The organism is Ramlibacter sp. (assembly GCA_019635435.1).
In the GTDB taxonomy this organism is placed as follows: domain Bacteria; phylum Pseudomonadota; class Gammaproteobacteria; order Burkholderiales; family Burkholderiaceae_C; genus JAHBZM01.
This window is the reverse complement of record JAHBZM010000001.1, coordinates 3004854-3022584: the sequence shown is the minus strand read 5'-3', so window position 1 is coordinate 3022584 and position 17731 is coordinate 3004854. Positions and strand designations below refer to the sequence as shown.

Annotated in this window: 11 protein-coding genes; 9 read left to right on the top strand and 2 right to left on the bottom strand. The window is 68.6% G+C overall.

What is annotated here, in order from left to right; all coding sequences use genetic code 11:
- Nucleotides 1-9: 9 nt before the first annotated feature.
- Nucleotides 10-1437: a M20 family metallopeptidase gene (locus tag KF796_14630; protein MBX3587870.1), complete on the bottom strand. Its 1428-nt coding sequence runs from the start codon at nucleotides 1435-1437 to the stop codon at nucleotides 10-12.
- A gap of 87 nt (nucleotides 1438-1524) precedes the next feature.
- On the opposite strand from KF796_14630, the gene KF796_14625 reads away from it, so the two are divergent.
- On the top strand, nucleotides 1525-2469 hold the full coding sequence (locus KF796_14625) for a LysR family transcriptional regulator (protein ID MBX3587869.1): 945 nt from the start codon (nucleotides 1525-1527) through the stop codon (nucleotides 2467-2469).
- On the opposite strand, the gene KF796_14620 is transcribed toward KF796_14625, so the two are convergent.
- Nucleotides 2369-3376, bottom strand: a complete 1008-nt coding sequence (locus KF796_14620) for a LysR family transcriptional regulator (GenBank protein ID MBX3587868.1) — start codon at nucleotides 3374-3376, stop codon at nucleotides 2369-2371. The genes KF796_14625 and KF796_14620 overlap by 101 nt on opposite strands.
- Nucleotides 3377-3468: 92 nt before the next feature.
- Between KF796_14620 and KF796_14615 the strand changes: the two genes are divergently transcribed.
- The 8 genes from KF796_14615 (at nucleotide 3469) to KF796_14580 (ending at nucleotide 17730) form a co-directional block, all read left to right on the top strand.
- On the top strand, nucleotides 3469-4353 hold the full coding sequence (locus tag KF796_14615) for a MaoC family dehydratase N-terminal domain-containing protein (protein ID MBX3587867.1): 885 nt from the start codon (nucleotides 3469-3471) through the stop codon (nucleotides 4351-4353).
- A gap of 31 nt (nucleotides 4354-4384) precedes the next feature.
- Entirely contained in the window at nucleotides 4385-5551 is a 1167-nt protein-coding gene (locus KF796_14610) for an acyl-CoA/acyl-ACP dehydrogenase (protein MBX3587866.1), read from the top strand.
- Between the two features lie 558 nt (nucleotides 5552-6109).
- Entirely contained in the window at nucleotides 6110-7291 is a 1182-nt protein-coding gene (locus KF796_14605; protein ID MBX3587865.1) for a CoA transferase, read from the top strand.
- Between the two features lie 38 nt (nucleotides 7292-7329).
- Nucleotides 7330-8682 (top strand): MmgE/PrpD family protein, encoded by a 1353-nt coding sequence (locus KF796_14600; GenBank protein MBX3587864.1) that lies wholly within the window; start codon nucleotides 7330-7332, stop codon nucleotides 8680-8682.
- Complete coding sequence (locus tag KF796_14595) at nucleotides 8679-9536, top strand: CoA ester lyase (protein MBX3587863.1); 858 nt, start codon at nucleotides 8679-8681, stop codon at nucleotides 9534-9536. Before KF796_14600 ends, KF796_14595 begins: the two co-directional genes overlap by 4 nt.
- A gap of 154 nt (nucleotides 9537-9690) precedes the next feature.
- On the top strand, nucleotides 9691-11349 hold the full coding sequence (locus KF796_14590) for an efflux RND transporter periplasmic adaptor subunit (GenBank protein ID MBX3587862.1): 1659 nt from the start codon (nucleotides 9691-9693) through the stop codon (nucleotides 11347-11349).
- 22 nt (nucleotides 11350-11371) lie between these two features.
- Nucleotides 11372-14521: an efflux RND transporter permease subunit gene (locus tag KF796_14585; protein ID MBX3587861.1), complete on the top strand. Its 3150-nt coding sequence runs from the start codon at nucleotides 11372-11374 to the stop codon at nucleotides 14519-14521.
- Nucleotides 14518-17730: an efflux RND transporter permease subunit gene (locus KF796_14580; protein ID MBX3587860.1), complete on the top strand. Its 3213-nt coding sequence runs from the start codon at nucleotides 14518-14520 to the stop codon at nucleotides 17728-17730. The genes KF796_14585 and KF796_14580 overlap by 4 nt, the downstream gene beginning before the upstream one ends.
- Nucleotide 17731 lies beyond the last annotated feature (1 nt).

Sequence of the window (17731 nt, the reverse complement as noted above, 5' to 3'; positions counted from 1 at the left end):
GGTTGGAAATCAGGGGGTGATCGGGCTGTGGCGCCAGGGCGGGCCGCCGGGTTCGCCCAGATCCCAGTACAGGCCGCCCATGATTTGCAAGCCCTCGCGGGCCACGGGGGCCAGCAGGTGCTCATTGGGCGCGTGCTGGGCGCATGCGGGGTAGGAGTGGGGAACCCACAAGGTGGGCAGGCCCAGTAGCCCGGCGAAGACGTCGTTGGGCAGCGAGCCCGCGAGATTCGGCAGAACGCAGACCGGTTTGCCGGCACTTTTCTCCATGGAACGGCAGGCCCAGTCGATCCATGGGCTGGACAGGTCCAGGCGGGTGGCGGACGAGCGTGCCGTGACCTCGATCTCCACCATCGGAAAACCCGCGGCGTCCAGGTGGCTGCGCAGGACGTCCCTGGCATTTTCCCAAGGCGTGTCCACCACAAAACGCAACTGGCAATGGGCCACGGCCGAAGGTGGAATGGCATTGACAGGGCGCCGCGGTGAGCCCGCCTCCATGGCCAGCACTTCCAGCGTGTTCCAGCCCACCAGCTTTTCGATGGGCGTCAGTCCGGGCTCGCCCCAGGAGGGATCAATGGCGGGGTCGTCCGGGCCGCCGCCTGCGGGGACGCCCCGCAGAAGTTCACGCACCTTGAGGGGCAGGGCATCGGGTCGCCAGGCTGCGACCTTGATGCGCCCCTTTTCATCGACAAGGCTGGCCATGGCGTGGGCCAGTACGATGGCCGGATTGGCGAGCACGCCCCCCCAGTTGCCGGAGTGATAGCCCTGCTCGCGGCATTGAACCCGCAGGCTGAAATTGAGTGCCCCGCGGGCCCCCAGGAACAAGGTGGGCCGGTCTGCGGCGACGCGGGGGCCGTCGCAAGCGATCAGCAGGTCCGCGCCCAGGGTGTTGCGATGCCGTTCGCAGAATGGACGCAGGCCAGGCGAGCCGGCCTCTTCACCCATTTCAATCAGCACAGTCACGTTGTAGCCAAGCGCGCCGCCACGCGCGGCCAGGGTGTGCTCCAGTGCGGCGAGATTGATGGTGTGCTGGCCCTTGTTGTCCGCGGTTCCGCGGCCATACCAGCGAGGTCCCTCCGTCTCCAGGCGCCACGGATTCAGGCCTTCGCGCCAGCGGTCCGCCTGACCGTTGACCACGTCTCCGTGTCCGTAGGTCAGCACCGTGGGCAGCGCAGGGTCTTCAATCCGCCTGGCGATCAGCAAGGAGCCGCCACGGCTGTCCGGGTTGGTGGCCACCAGGCAGTCGAAGCCCATTCGTTCCAGTGCGGGCGTGAGCTCGCGCGTGAGGTAAGCCTCTAGCTCCGGGGTGGGTGAACCCGTGTCGCTTTCGGTTTGCCATGCCACTCGCCGGGCCAGGTCCGATTCAAAACCATGGCCGTCGAAGTAGTCCGCAAGGGAGGCGGACAGTTGTTGCCGGGCAGAGGCGCTTGGAGAGTTCATTCGAAAAATTCTATGAATCAACTATTGGATTCACAATATTAGAATTTGCAACGCTGACATGCCTTTTCGGCAACCGGAGTCCGCTGAATGTCCTCTCCCCTGTTGTCCACGGCCACCCGCTACTTTCTCGAGGTGGCGCGAACGGGTTCCATCACTGAGGCGGCGGGACGTGTCCATGTGGCGCCATCGGCCGTGAGTCGTCAGGTGGCCAAACTCGAGGACAACCTGGGCTGTGCGCTGTTCGAACGCCAGCCGCGCGGCATGGTCCTGACCGATGCCGGCGAGCGCCTGGCAGCCTGGGTGCGCAGCACCATGCAGGAGACAGACCGGGTGGCCGAAGACCTCCTGGGTCTGGCGAGCCAACAGGCCGGCCGTATCCACATGGCCTGTACCGAAGGGTTGACTGCGGGCTTCATGCCCGACTTCATGGCAGCGTTTCGCGCGGAGCACCCCGGCTCTGGCATGCACCTCAAGGTGGGCGCGCCCGATGAAATCGGCCGCTGGCTTCTGCGCGGCGAGGCTGACATCGGGGTCAAGTTTGCCGTCGCACCGGAGAAAGGCTTGCGCATCGAGCACAACCGCAGGGCCCCGATCATGGCGCTGGTGTCGCCTTCGCACCCGCTGGCACGGTTGCGGCGCGTGACGGTGGCCGAACTGGTGCGCCACCCCCTGGCGTTGCCAGATTCAGGCACGACGGTGCGCCAGGTTCTTGACCTGTGCTGCAGCCTGCAGGGGCTGCACTATGACGTGATTTACTCTGGAAATTTTCCGGCCCTGCTGGCCCTGGCCATCAAAGGGGAGGCGCCCACCCTGTCCAGCTACCTGAGCGCTGCCCATGCGGTGCGGGCCGGTTCGTTGCTGGCATTGCCCATCGTGCAGCCGCAGTTCGAGCAGCGTCGTGTTCAGGTGCTGTCACTGCAGGGGAGGGTGCTCAGCCCGCTTCTGCAGGCTTGTGTGGCCGCACTGGCCCATGCGCTGGCGGCGCAGGCGCAACCTGCCCGGCGCGGGAAGCTGCAGCCGCGAAAGTCCTAGGCTGCGCGACGTCTTGCGGCCGATAGTGCGCGCACAGCGTCTCGATCAGTGACTGGCTGTAGGCTGGCAGGGCCTCGCGCTCGCGCACCAAGATGTAGCGCTCGCGCACGCTCCAGGCGTCGGTAAGCTCAATGGCGGCCAGATTCAGCGGCGCCAGGTTGCGCAGTGCCGCGCTTTCAGGCACCACGCCCACGCCCACGCCGGCGCCAATCATGCGGCACATGGCATCAAAGCTGCTGAGCTGGATGCGCAGCTTCAGCGGCTTGCCCAGCTTGTCGGTCACCTGCGCCAGAAAGGCCTGCAGGGTGCTGCCCTCGTTCATGCCGATGGCATCTTCGTCCAGCGTCTCGGCAAAGGCCATGCGCTTGCGCCGGGCGAAGCGGTGGCTGCGCGGCACCACCAGCACCAGGCGGTCGGTGCTGAAGTGGATGGCGCGCAGCCCCAGCGTGTCCACCTGGCCCGCCACGATGCCCAGGTCGGCCCGGCCGTCGAGCACGCCCCGGGCAATGTCAGCGTTCGGTTTTTCCTGAAGGTCTACATTGACCTTGGGGTTGGCCTTGAGGAACGCCGGGAGGATCTCGGGCAGGAAGTCGGTCACCGCCGTGGTGTTGGCAAACAGCCTCACGTGGCCGCGCAGACCGCCGCTGTAGTCCTGCAGGTCCACCCGCAGCTGCTCGGCCTGGCGCAGCACGCCGCGGGCATGGTGCAGAAAGGCCTCGCCCGCCGGTGTGAGCCGCACACCGCGCGCCTCGCGGTAGAGCAGGGCCAGGCCGGCCTGTTGCTCCAGCGCCTTGATGCGGGCGCTGGCCGCGGCCAGCGACAGGTGGCGGCCCGCGGCGGCGCGGGTCAGGTTGCTTTCGTCAGCCGTCAGCACAAAGAGGCGCAGGTCGGTGAGGTCAAATTCCATGACGGCATGGTAGCCGAGGCTTCTGATTTTCAGAAGGCTTGGTTCCGAAATGGCGCATTGCGCCCCGGCGCCCGACGCGCGACCATGGCGCCATGACCGATGAAAATGCCGTGCGCACCGTGGACGCCGCCTTGCTGGCCCACCTTCAAGGCTGGCAAGGCCGCAGCGAAACCCTGCACGACGAGCTGACCGCCGCCCCCGTGCGGGCCCTGTCGGCCACGCTGGACCGCGATGACCCCGCGCCCGTGCCCGGCGCGGAGCTTGCGCCCCTGTGGCACTGGCTGTACTTTTTGCCCCATGCGCGGCAAAGCGAGCTGGGCCCCGATGGCCACGCCAAACGCGGGGGCTTCCTGCCTCCGGTGCCGCTGCCGCGCCGCATGTGGGCCGGTGGCCGCCTGCAATGGCACCAGCCGCTGCGGGTGGGGGAGGCGGTGCGGCGCGTGTCCACCATCCGGTCCGTCACGCACAAGGCTGGCCGCACCGGCGACCTGGTGTTTGTGCTGGTGCAGCACGAGGTTCACAACGCAGCCGGCCTGGCGCTGACCGAAGAACACGACATCGTCTACCGCGCCGCCGCCCAGCCAGGCGACCCGGCGCCGCCGCCCACACCGGCCCGCGGCGACGCAGCCTGGACGCGCGACATCACGCCTGACGATGTGCTGCTGTTCCGCTATTCGGCGCTCACGTTCAATGGCCACCGCATCCACTACGACCGCCAGTACGTGACCCAGGTCGAGGGCTACCCGGGCCTGATCGTGCATGGCCCGCTGATTGCCACGCTGCTGGTGGACCTGGTGCGCCGGCAAATGCCCGGCGCGGTGCTCACGACGTTCAATTTCAAAGCGGTGCGCCCCACTTTTGACCTGCATCCGTTCCGCGTGAGCGGCAAGCCGTCGGCCGATGGCAAGACGGTGGAGCTGTGGGCACAGGACCATGAAGGCTGGCTCACCATGCAGGCCACGGCCACGCTGGCCTGACGCTGCCGCGATTCATTTCTGGAAGCAATTCATGATCAAGACCCAGTTCGATGGCGACCACGCCGACATCCGTGACGCCGTGCGCGCCCTGTGCGCCGAGTTCCCTGATGAATACCACCGCAAGGTGGACGAGCACCGCGCCTACCCCGAGGCCTTTGTCGATGCCCTGACCAAGGCCGGCTGGATGGCGGCGCTGATCCCGCAGGACTACGGCGGCTCGGGCCTGGGTCTGACCGAGGCTTCGGTCATCATGGAAGAGATCAACCGCAGCGGCGGCAACTCCGGCGCCTGCCACGGCCAGATGTACAACATGGGCACGCTGCTGCGCCACGGCTCCGAGGCGCAGAAGGCGCTGTATCTGCCCAAGATCGCCTCTGGCGAATGGCGCCTGCAGTCCATGGGCGTGACCGAGCCGACCACCGGCACTGACACCACCAAGATCAAGACCACGGCCGTGAAAAAGGGTGACCGCTACGTCATCAACGGCCAGAAGGTCTGGATCAGCCGGGTGCAGCACTCCGACTGGATGATCCTGCTGGCCCGCACCACGCCGCTGGCCGAGGTGAAGAAAAAGTCAGAAGGCATGTCCATCTTCATGGTGGATCTGCGCCAGGCCGAGAAGACCGGCATGACCGTGCGGCCCATCGCCAACATGGTGAACCACGAGACCAACGAGCTGTTCTTCGAAAACCTCGAGATTCCGGCCGAGAACCTGATCGGGCAGGAAGGGCAGGGCTTCAAGTACATCCTGGACGGCCTGAACGCCGAGCGCACCCTGATCGCCGCCGAATGCATTGGCGACGGCTACTGGTTCCTGGACCGCGTGACCCAGTACGTGAGCGAGCGCGTGGTGTTCGGCCGCCCCATCGGGCAGAACCAGGGCGTGCAGTTCCCGATTGCGGACGCCTACATTGAAGTGGAAGCCGCCAACCTCATGCGCTACAAGGCCTGTGAGTTGTTTGACGCCCACCAGCCCTGCGGTGCCCAGGCCAACATGGCCAAGTACCTGGCGGCCAAAGCCAGCTGGGAGGCGGCCAATGCCTGCATCCAGTACCACGGCGGCTTTGGCTTTGCCTGCGAATACGACGTGGAGCGCAAGTTCCGCGAAACGCGGCTGTACCAGGTGGCGCCGATCTCGACCAACCTGATCTATTCGTATGTTGCCGAGCATATTCTTGGCATGCCGCGGTCGTTTTGAGATGAGGCGGAGTGTTGTGCGGCAAAGGCGTGTGCGCATGCCCGGCAACGCTTCACTGAAGCGGTCGCCTGCGGCGACTTCCCTGCGCTGCTCGGTCGTGCGGCCCACCGCAGAACTCGCTACGCGCTGCGCGCTGCGCTCAGACAGCTGCGGTGAGTCAGTCAACGAACGCGCTGCGCGCGTGGCCGCAAGCCCCGCGCTGCTCGGCGCTTCAGAGGCGCGCTGCCGGGCATGCGCTCACGCCTTTGCAGCAGCATGGTTGGCGTGCCAACAGGTGGCGCGCCAATCCTTCGCTTTGCGGCAGGCCTTGTGCGGCGGGGGCGATCTCTGGGGCGGCGAGGAGCGCAGATTCGGGGTCGGCGCGCGAAGCGCGCTTCGTCATCTGGCTCGCCGCAGTTGTCTGAGCGGAGTGCGCAAAGCGCACGCAGCGAGTTCTGCGGCGCGACCCCGAATCGAGCACCACAGCGCAGTCGAAGCGAAGCGTAGACCGCCACAGTGTGAGCCCCCGCCGCACAAGGCCTGCCGCGAAGCGCGCAAGAAATAAAAGGACCCATAGCCATGACCCGCCCCCTGGACGGAATCACCGTCGTCTCGCTGGAACACGCCATCGCCGCGCCGTTCTGTACCCGACAGCTGGCCGACCTCGGCGCACGCGTCATCAAGGTCGAACGGCCTGGCGTGGGTGACTTTGCGCGCGACTACGACCAGCGCACCAAGGGCCTGGCCTCGCATTTTGTCTGGGTCAACCGCTCCAAGGAAAGCCTCACGCTGGACCTCAAGCAGCCAGACGCCCTGGCGGCGCTCAAGGAACTGATTGCGGGTGCCGATGTGCTGGTGCAAAACCTGGCGCCTGGTGCCGCGGCGCGCATGGGCCTGAGCTATGAGGCCTTGAGCGCAGACAACCCCGGCCTGATCGTCTGCGACATCTCGGGTTATGGCGCCGATGGCCCGTACCGCGACAAGAAGGCCTACGACCTCCTGATCCAGAGCGAGGCGGGTTTCCTGTCGGTGACCGGAACGCCCGACGAACCCTGCAAGTCCGGCAACTCGATTGCCGACATCGCCGCCGGCATGTACGGCTACACCAGCGTGCTGGCCGCGCTGCTGCAGCGGGGCAAGACCGGCAAGGGTTCGCACATCGACGTGTCCATGCTCGAATCGCTGGGGGAGTGGATGGGCTTCCCCATGTACTACGCCTACGAGGGCGCGCCGCCGCCGCCGCGCAGCGCCGCATCGCACGCCACCATCTACCCCTATGGCCCGTTTGCGGCGGGCGATGGCGGCACGGTCATGCTGGGTTTGCAGAATGAGCGCGAATGGAAGATCTTCTGCGACAAGGTGCTCCTGCAGCCCTCGCTGGCCACAGACCCGCGCTTTGACGCCAATGCCAAACGCAACACCCACCGCGCCGAGCTCAAGGCCATCATCCTGCAGGCTTTCGGCGCGATGACGGCGGCGGAGGTGGTGCAGCGGCTGGACGACGCGGGCATTGCCAACGCCCGCATGAACAGCATGGCCGAGATGTGGGCCCACCCGCAGCTGCAGGCGCGCGGGCGGCTGCAAGCCGTGGGTTCGCCGGCCGGCGAGTTGACGGCGCTGCTGCCGCCAGGCGTCAACAGCAGCTTTGACTACCGCATGGACCCGGTGCCTGCCATTGGCGAGCACACCGAGGCCATCCTGCGCGAACTGGGCCGCAGTGAGGCCGACATTGCGGCCCTGCGCGAAGCCAAGGCCATCTGATGGACGTTTTAATTGGAATCTGACCCCCAAAGAAAATCATGACCACTGCACGACTTGCGGCGTTTGCCGCTGACCTGAGGTTTGAATCGATTCCCGCCCCCGTGGTGCGCAAGGCCGAAGACCTGCTGGTGGACTGGTTTGGCTCGGCGCTCGCGGGCAAGGGGGCCAGGGCGGTGGAGAGCATTGCGCGCTTTGGGGCGGCCATGGGGCCTGCGTCTGGCCCGTCGGAAGTGCTGATCCACCGCACCACCACCAGCCCCTATGTCGCGGCCATGGTCAACGCCGCAGCCTCGCATGTGGCCGAGCAAGACGACGTGCACAACGGCTCGGTGTTCCACCCGGCCACCATCGTCTTCCCGGTGGCGCTGGCGGTGGCGCAGGCCCTGGGCGCCAGCGGGCAGCGCCTGCTCACGGCGTCGGTGGCGGGTTACGAGGTGGGCATCCGCGTGGGTGAATTTCTGGGCCGCTCGCACTACAAGGTGTTCCACACCACGGGCACCGCGGGCACGCTGGCGGCGGCCGCCACGGCCGGCCACCTGCTGGGCCTGAACGCCGCGCAGATGCAGCATGCCTTTGGCTCGGCCGGCACGCAGTCGTCGGGCCTGTGGGAGTTCCTGCGCACCGCGGCCGACTCCAAGCAACTGCACACGGCCCATTCAGCCGCCGCCGGCCTGATGGCGGCCTACCTCGCGCAGGACGGCTTCACCGGCGCGGCCCAGATTCTGGAAGGCCCGCAGGGCATGGCCGCTGGCATGTCGACCGACGCCGACCCGAGCCGGCTGGTCGATGGCCTGGGCACGCGCTGGGCCACGGCCGAGACCTCGTTCAAGTACCACGCCTCGTGCCGCCACACCCACCCGGCGGCCGACGCATTGCTGCAGGTCATGCAGGCCCACCACCTCAAGCCGGCCGACATCGCGCAGGTGGTCACCCATGTGCACCAGGGCGCCATCGACGTGCTGGGCCCCGTGGTGAACCCGGCCACGGTGCACCAGAGCAAATTCTCCATGGGCACGGTGCTGGCCCTGGCCGCGCAGCACGGCTACGCAGGCCTGACGGAGTTCGACGCGCACTTTTCGGCCGACGCCACCAAAGCCTTGCGCGACAAGGTGCGCATGGAACTGGACCCCGAAGTGGACGCCGCCTACCCGCGCCGCTGGATCGGCAAGGTCACGGTGCACACCACCGATGGCCGCGTGCTGGCGGGCCGGGTCGACGAACCCAAGGGCGACCCCGGCAACACCCTGAGCCGCGATGAGATCACGGCCAAGGCGCTGCGGCTGGCGGCTTACGGCGGTGCCGCCGGCACCACCGAGGCCCAGGCGGCGATCGACCGGCTCTGGCAGATTGCGCAGGCCCCCGCGGTCGGGCGCTTGCTGGCGGGCGCATGACCGCGCCGCCCGGCACCGCGCAGGCCGCGCTGGCCCATGCCAGCACCCTGCTGTTCGTGCCGGCCACGCGGCCCGAGCGCCTGGCCAAGGCGCTGGCCAGTGGCGCGGGCGCGGTGATCGTGGATCTGGAGGACGCGGTCGCCAGTGCAGACAAGGCCGCCGCGCGCGATGCATTTGCCCAGGCTTTCGAAGCGTTGGCAGCCGCGGAACGCGGCCGCGTGCTGCTGCGCATCAACGCCGCCGCAACGCCCTGGCATGCCGACGACATCGCCCTGGCCGCGCGGTGCGTCGCCCAGGGCCTGGTGGGCGTGGTGCTGCCCAAGGCCGAATCGGCCCGGGTGCTGGCCGACCTGGCCGGGGCACTGGGGCCGCAGGCGGCGCTGTTGCCGCTGGTGGAATCCGGGGCCGGGCTGGATGCGCTGGACGCCCTGGCCACCGCGCCCCAGGTGCTGCGGCTGGTGTTTGGCCACCTGGACTTCCAGCTGGACCTGGGCATGGCCTGCGCCGACGACGAGGCCGAACTGTTGCCGGTGCGCCTGGCGCTGGTGCGCGCATCGCGCCGCGCCGGCCTGGCCGCGCCCGTGGACGGCGTGACCGTGGCCACCGGCGACGCGCCGCGGCTGGCGGCCGATGCCGCGCGGGCCCGGCGCATGGGCTTTGGCGGCAAGCTGTGCATCCACCCGGCGCAGGTGGCCGGCGTGCGCGCCGCCTTTGCGCCCTCGCAGGCCGAGCTCGACTGGGCCCGCCGCGTGATGGCGGGGGTTGAGACCCACGGCGATGCCGCCTTCAGCCTCGACGGGCGCATGGTCGATGCGCCGGTGGTTACCCTGGCACGGCGCACCCTGGGCCGGTAGGGCCCCCGGGCGCTTTGCGCCCACGCAACCCAAGTTAACCAGACAGATACAGTAATCGCGGATGATCCAGCCTGTGCGGCCCGGTGCCGCGCGCTGGCGCCCGGTTTTCTCCCAGACGCGCCGGTGACCCGACCCTCAAGAAAACAGGACACCGATGGACCCGATCAAGCCTGAGTCGCCCGCTCACCCAGCCACCGGCACCGCTTCCCCACCGCGTCGCGTCAGCCGCCGGGCGACCCTCATCGGAACCGTGATCGCGCTGCTGGTGGTGGGTGGGGTCGGCTGGTTGGCCTGGCACCTGACGCACCGTGACACGGCCTCAGCGCCCGGCATGTTCGGGGCCGGCGGGGCCCGTCCGCCCGGGGCGCGGGGCGGCACCACGGTGGGCGTGGCCACGGCAGCGCAATCCGACATTCCGGTCACGCTGGAGGCCCTGGGCACGGTCACGCCCCAGGCCACGGTCAGGGTGCGGGCCCAGGTGTCCGGCATCCTGCAGCAGGTGCTGTTCAAGGAAGGGCAGACGGTGGCCAAGGGGCAATTGCTGGCGATCATCGACCCGCGGCCCTTTGAACTCGCGTTGCAGCAGGCTACCGGCCAGCGCCTGCGCGACGAAGCCCAGCTGGAGGCGGCCCGCGTCACGCTGCAGCGCTACACCACCTTGCTGGCCCAGGATTCGATTGCCCGCCAGGACGTGGACACCCAGACCGCGCTGGTCAAGCAGCTGGGCGCCACCGCGCAGATTTCCCGCGCCAACCAAGGCACGGCACGCCTGAACCTGGACTACACCCGGATCACCGCGCCGATCGCGGGGCGCGTGGGCCTGCGCACCGTGGACGTGGGCAACCTGATCAGCGCGGGCGATGCCAATGGCGTGGCGCTGATCACCCAGGTCTCGCCGATCGACGTGGCCTTTGCCGTGCCCCAGGACATGGCGGCCACGCTGCAGCACAGCATGGGCGCGGCCTTGCCGGTCAAGGTGCTGGACCGTACCCGCAGCATCGTGCTGGGCACGGGCACCTTTGCCGCGCTGGACAACCAGATCGACGTGCAGACCGGCACCGTCAAGGCCAAGGCGCGGTTTGCCAATGCCAACCTCGCGCTGTTCCCCAGCCAGTTTGTCAATGTGCAGATCCAGCTCAAGACGGTGGAGGGCGCCGTGGTGGTTCCGGTGGCGGCGGTGCGCACCGGCTCCAACGGCGACTACGTGTTCGTCCTCAAGGACGACCGGACCGTGACGATCCGCCCCGTGACCCGTGGCCAGGCCACGGTGGACAAGGTGCAGGTCACCAGCGGCCTGAGCATGGGCGAGCGCGTCATCACCGAGGGCGCCGACCGCCTGCGCGAAGGCTCGCGGGTGATGTTGCCGGGCGATGCGCCGGGCACCGGGGGCGGCCGGCCAGGCGCAAGGCGCCAGGGCGGTGCCGCCGGTGGTGCGGGGGGTGCGGGTGGCGCTGGTGCGCCGGCCCTGCAGCCGGGCGCTTCGTCACCCGCAGGCCCCATGACGCGCGAACCCGGCGGTGGCCCGGCGCCCAGATCTGGCGGCGCCGCGGCCGGTCAAGCCAGGCCGCCAGGCGCGGGTGCGGCAGCGGCCAAGGAGGGCGGTGCAGCGGCCGGCGCATCGGGCGGCGTGCCCTTGCCCACGGCCGAGCAGCGCAAGCGCATGCTGGACGCGGTGCGCGACGACCCCGAGCAGCTGGAGCGGCGCCGTCGCTTCCTTGAGGCCCTCGACCGCGGCGACCCGGCGGCGCTGGACCGCTGGCAACAGACGGTGGAGCGCCGGCGCGCGGCCGGTGGGCAGGGCGCCGCCCAATGAGCGGCCGCAGAGCAGCACGCCCATGAGTCCGTCGCGTCCCTTCATCCAGCGGCCCGTTGCCACCTCGCTGCTGATGCTGGCCATCGTGCTGGCGGGGCTGGTGGGCCTGCGGTTTTTGCCGCTGTCGGCGCTGCCGCAGGTGGATTACCCGACCATCCAGGTCCAGACGCTGTACCCCGGCGCCAGCCCCGAGGTGATGGCGCAGACCGTCACGGCGCCGCTGGAGCGCCAGTTCGGCCAGATGGCCGGCCTGGCACGCATGGGGTCCACCAGCGCGGCGGGCGTGTCGATTGTCACTCTCCAATTCGGTTTGGGCCTGGCACTGGACGTGGCGGAGCAGCAGGTGCAGGCCGCCATCAATGCTGGCGGGTCCTTGCTGCCGGCCGACCTGCCGGCGCCACCGGTGTATGCCAAGGTCAACCCCGCCGATGCGCCCGTGCTCACGCTGGCCATCACCTCCGAGGCGCTGCCCCTCACCGAGGTGCAGAACCTCGTCAACACCCGGCTGGCGCTCAAGATCAGCCAGGTGGCGGGCGTGGGGCTGGTCACCTTGTCGGGCGGGCAGCGGCCGGCCGTGCGCATCCAGGCCGACACCCGGGCGCTCGCGTCCTACGGCCTCACGCTGGACAACCTGCGCACCGCCATCGGGGCCGCCAATGCCAATGGCGCCAAGGGCAGCATTGATGGCCCCACGCGGGCCTACACCATCAATTCCAACGACCAGCTGCTGACCGCCGCCGACTACAGCAACCTGGTGCTGACCTACCGCAACAGCGCGCCCGTGCGCCTGCGCGACGTGGCCCAGGTGGTGGAAAGCGCCGAGAACATCAAGCTGGGTGCCTGGTCGGTGGCGTCGGGCCAGCTGCGCCCGGCCATCATCCTCAACGTGCAGCGCCAGCCCGGCGCCAATGTGATCGCCACGGTGGACGCCATCAAGCAGCGCCTGCCCGAGCTCACGGCCGGCCTGCCGCCGGCGCTCAAGGTCGATGTGCTGTCGGACCGCACCACGGGCATCCGGGCCTCGGTGCACCATGTGCAGATCGAGTTGCTGATCGCGGTGGTGCTGGTGGTGCTGGTGATCTTTGCCTTCCTGCACAGCCTTCGCGCCACCGTGATTGCCAGCCTGGCCGTGCCGATCTCGCTGATCGGCACCTGCGGCGCCATGTACCTGCTGGGCTACAGCCTGAACAATCTGTCGCTGATGGCGCTGACCATTGCCACCGGCTTTGTGGTGGACGACGCGATCGTGATGATCGAGAACATCTCGCGCCACATCGAGGACGGCGAGCCGCCCATGCAGGCGGCGCTCAAGGGCGCCACCGAGATCGGCTTCACCATCATCTCGCTCACCGTGTCACTCATCGCGGTTCTGATCCCGCTACTGTTCATGGGCGACGTGGTGGGGAGGCTGTTCCGCGAGTTCGCGGTGACGCTGGCCATCACCATCCTGATCTCGGCCCTGGTGTCGCTGACGCTGGTGCCCATGATGTCGGCGCGGTGGTTGCGGGCTTCCACCCTTCGGCAAGCTCAGGACAGGCCAGGCTCAGCCCGAACGGAAGATGGCTCCGTTCGCCCTGAGCCTGTCGAAGGGCAGCGAGGCTGGAACGACCGCATCATCGCGCGCTACGACGCCATGCTCGGCTGGGTGCTGGCGCGCCAGGGCCTGACGCTGCTGGTGGCGCTGGCCACGCTGGCGCTCACGGTGCTGCTGTACATCTGGATGCCCAAAGGCCTGTTCCCGACCCAGAACACCGGGCAGTTGCAGGCGCGCGTGGAGGCCTCGCAGTCGGTGTCGTACCCGCAGATGGCGCAGATGCAGCAACGCGTGGCGCGGCTGATCATGGACGACCCCGAGGTGGCCACGCTCAGCAGCTTTGTCGGCGTGGACGCGGCCAACAACACCATGCTGCACACCGGCCGCATGCTGATCAACCTCAAAAGCGCGCGCGGCAGTCAGGAGGCGGTGATGCAGCGCCTGCGCGAACGCGCGCAGGCCGTGCCCGGCATCACGCTGTATTTGCAGCCCGTGCAGGACCTGACCATTGACTCGGAATCGGGGCCCACGCAGTTCCGCTTTTCCATGGAATCGGCCGACAACGCCACCGTGATCGAATGGGCCGGCAAGCTTGCCGCGCGGCTGCACGATGTGGCGCAGGTGCGCAATGTGGTCTCAGACGCCGACTCGCAGGGCGCGGCCGTCTATGTGGACATCGACCGCGACACGGCCTCGCGGCTGAACATCACCGCGTCCAGCATCGACGAGGCGCTGTACAGTGCCTTTGGCCAGCGCATCGTGTCCACCATCTTCACCGAGACAAACCAGTACCGCGTGATCCTCGAGGCGCGGCCTGAATCGCAGGCCTCGCCGGCCTCGCTGGGCATGGTGCAGCTGCGCACCGCCTCGGGCGACGCCACGCCGCTGTCGGCGGTGGCCAGGATCAGCGAGCGCCGGGCCCCGCTGCAGATCACCCACGTGGCGCAGTACCCGGCCACCACCGTGGGCTTTGACACCGCACCCGGCGTCTCGCTGGGCCACGCCGTGGACGCGATCCGCCAGGCCGCCAGGGACATCAACTTGCCGCCCAGCGTGACGCTGACCTTCTTGGGTGCCTCGGGCGCCTACGAGGCCTCGCTGGCCAACCAGCTGTGGCTGATCCTGGCGGCCATCATCTGCGTCTACATCGTGCTGGGCGTGCTGTACGAGAGCTACATCCACCCGCTGACCATTCTGTCCACGCTGCCGTCGGCCGGGGTGGGCGCATTGTTGATGCTGATGATCACCGGCAGCGACCTGGGCGTGATCGGCATCATCGGCATCATCCTGCTGATCGGCATCGTCAAGAAGAACGCGATCATGATGATCGACTTCGCGATCGACGCGGAGCGCAGCGAGGGCAAGACCCCACTGGAGGCGATCCGCCAGGCGGCGCGGCTGCGCTTCCGGCCCATTCTGATGACCACGCTGGCCGCGCTGTTCGCGGCGGTGCCGCTGATGCTGGGCTGGGGCGAGGGCGCCGAGCTGCGCCGCCCGCTGGGCCTGGCCATCTTCGGCGGGCTGATCGTGAGCCAACTGCTCACGCTGTTCACCACCCCGGTGATCTACCTCGCGTTTGACCGGCTGGGGCGCCGCCTGCGGCCGGCGGCCCGGCGCGCCGAGGGGGCCGGCGCATGAACCTGTCCGAGCCCTTTGTCCGGCGGCCGGTGGCCACCGTGCTGCTGACCATCGGCATTGCGCTCGCGGGCATTGGCGCCTTTTTCTTCCTGCCCGTGGCCTCCCTGCCGCAGGTGGACTTTCCGGTGATCTCGGTCAGCGCGAGCCTGCCCGGCGCCAGCCCCGAGACCATGGCCACCAGCGTGGCCACGCCGCTGGAGCGGCGCCTGGGCGTGATCGCCGGCGTCAATGAAATGACGTCCAACAGCGGCAACGGCTCGTCGCGCGTCACGCTGCAGTTCAACCTGAACCGCAACATCGACGCCGCCGCGCGCGAGGTGCAGGCCGCCATCAACGCCTCGCGCGCCGACCTGCCGTCCACGCTGCGCAGCAACCCGACCTACCGCAAGGCCAACCCGTCGGCTTCGCCGGTGATCATCCTGGCGCTGACCTCGCCCAAGCGCTCGCCGGGGCAGATCTACGACGCGGTGTCCAACGTGGTGCAGCAAAAGGTGTCGCAGGTGGCCGGCGTGGGCGACGTGGAACTGGGCGGCGGCTCGCAGCCCGCGGTGCGCGTCGACCTGCTGCCGTTTGCGCTCAACAAGTACGGCATCAGCACCGAGGACGTGCGCGCCGCGCTGCAGGCCGGCAGCGTCAACCGGCCCAAGGGCGACATCGAGGTCTCGGGCCAGCGCCTGCAGATCTACACCGGCACCGGGCCCAATGGCTCGGGCCGCACTGCGGCCGACTACAAGGGCCTGGTCGTGGCCTGGCGCAATGGCGCGGCCGTGCGCCTGTCTGACATATCCGAGGTGACCGACAGCGTGGAGAACATCAACACGCTGGGCCTGTTCAACGGCGAGCGCGCGGTGATCGTGCTGGTCACGCTGCAACCCGGCGCCAACGTGATCGCCACGGTGGACGGGGTGCGCGCGCTGCTGCCCGAGCTGCAGGCCCAGCTGCCGTCCGACATCAGGATTGCCGTGGCGTCGGATCGCACCAACTCCATCCGCGCGGCGCTGCACGAGGTCGAGGTCACGCTGGCCATTGCGATCGCACTGGTGGTGCTGGTGGTCAGTGCCTTCCTGCGCAGCGTGCGCGCCACCTTCATCCCGGCCATTGCCACCATCGTGTCGCTGCTGGGCACCTTTGGCGTCATGTATTTCCTGGGCTTTTCGCTCAACAACCTGAGCCTGATGGCGCTCACCGTGGCCACGGGCTTTGTGGTGGACGACGCCATCGTGGTGCTGGAGAACACCAGCCGCCACATCGAGGCCGGCATGGACCGCTTCAAGGCCGCGTTGCTGGGCGCGCGCGAGGTGGGCTTCACGGTGCTGTCCATCAGCCTGTCGCTGGTGGCGGTGTTCATCCCGCTGCTGTTCATGGGCGGGCAGGTGGGGCGGCTGTTCCGCGAGTTTGCGGTCACGCTGTCGGCCGCGGTGATGATCTCGCTGGTGCTCTCGCTCACCACCACGCCCATGCTGTGCGCCTGGCTGCTCAAGCCCGGTGGCGGGGAGGGAGCCAGGCCGCCCGGGCGCCTGGCGCGCGGGCTGGAGCGCGGCTTTGGCTGGCTGCACCGGGGCTACGAGCACAGCCTGGACTGGGCGCTGCATGCGCGCTGGCTGGTGATGGCCATCCTGGTGGCGGTGGTGGGGCTCAACGTCTACCTGTTCACGCGGGTGCCCAAGGGCTTCTTCCCGCAGCAGGACACGGGGCAGATCTCGGGCGGCATGCGGGCCGACCAGAGCATCTCGTTCCAGGCCATGCAGGACAAGCTGCGCCAGCTCATCGACATCATCCGCGCCGACCCGGCCGTGGACACCGTGGTGGGTTTCACCGGCGGCAGCCGGCCCGGCGGAGGCTTCATGTTCATCAACCTCAAGCCGGCCTCGCAGCGCACCGACAAGGGCCAGGCCGTGATCGCGCGGCTGCGCCCACAGCTTGCCGCGGTCACGGGCATCAGCCTGTTCCTCAACCCGGTGCAGGACCTGCGCATGGGCGGGCGCTCCAGCAACTCCACCTACCAGTACACGCTCAAGAGCGACAACGTGGCCGACCTGCGCCTGTGGGCCACGAAGCTGGCCGAGGCCATGAAGCAGCAGGACGCGCTGGTCGATGTGGACACCGACCAGCAGGAAAACGGCGTGGAAACCTATGTCGAGGTCGACAAGGACAGCGCCGCGCGCCTGGGCATCAGCTCGCGCGACATTGACAACGCGCTGTACAACGGCTTTGGCCAGCGCCAGGTGGCCACCATCTATGGCGAGCAGAACCAGTACCGCGTGATCATGGGCGTGGCGCCGCGCTACACGCGCAGCCCCGAATCGCTCAAGGACATCTACGTGCCGGCGCGGCTGGCCGCCAGCAACTCGGCGTCCTTGACGTCAACCAGCAGCCCGATCAACCCCTCGCTGCGCAACCAGTCCACCGGCCAGGCCTTGAGCACCTCGGCGCGCAACATGGTGCCGCTGTCGGCCATTGCGCGCTTCTCGGAGCGGCCCACGGCCAGCTCCGTCTCCCACCAGGACGCCGAGCTGGCCACCACCATTTCCTACAACCTGGCCGATGGCGCCAACCTGGCCGACGGCCAGCAAGCCGTGCGCGACGCCGAGGCCAGCATTGCCATGCCGCGCAACGTGCGCGGCAGCTTCCAGGGCACGGCGCGCGCGGCGCAGGACTCGCAGGGCGAGCAGCCGCTGCTGATCCTGGCGGCCATCGTGGTGATCTACATCGTGCTGGGCGTGCTGTATGAAAGCCTGATCCACCCGGTCACGGTGCTGTCCACACTGCCGTCGGCCGGGGTGGGCGCGGTGCTGGCCCTGATGCTGTTCGGGATGGACTTTTCCATCATGGCGCTGATCGGCCTGTTCCTGCTCATTGGCATCGTCAAGAAAAACGCCATCCTGATCATCGACTTTGCGCTGGACGCCGAGCGTTCGCGCGGGCTCACGCCCCTGGCCGCCGTGCGCGAGGCCTGCCTGCTGCGCTTTCGGCCCATCCTCATGACCACGCTGGCCGCCGCGCTGGGCGCGCTGCCGCTGGCCATCGGCTTTGGCGAAGGTGCCGAGCTGCGCCAGCCGCTGGGCATTGCCATCATTGGCGGCCTGATCGCCAGCCAGGTGCTGACGCTGCTGACCACGCCCGTGGTCTACCTGCTGATGGACAAGCTGCGCCGGCGCGGCCCGCTGGAGCGTGAGCTGGGCCGCCACAACAACCCCCAACCTGCGTGAC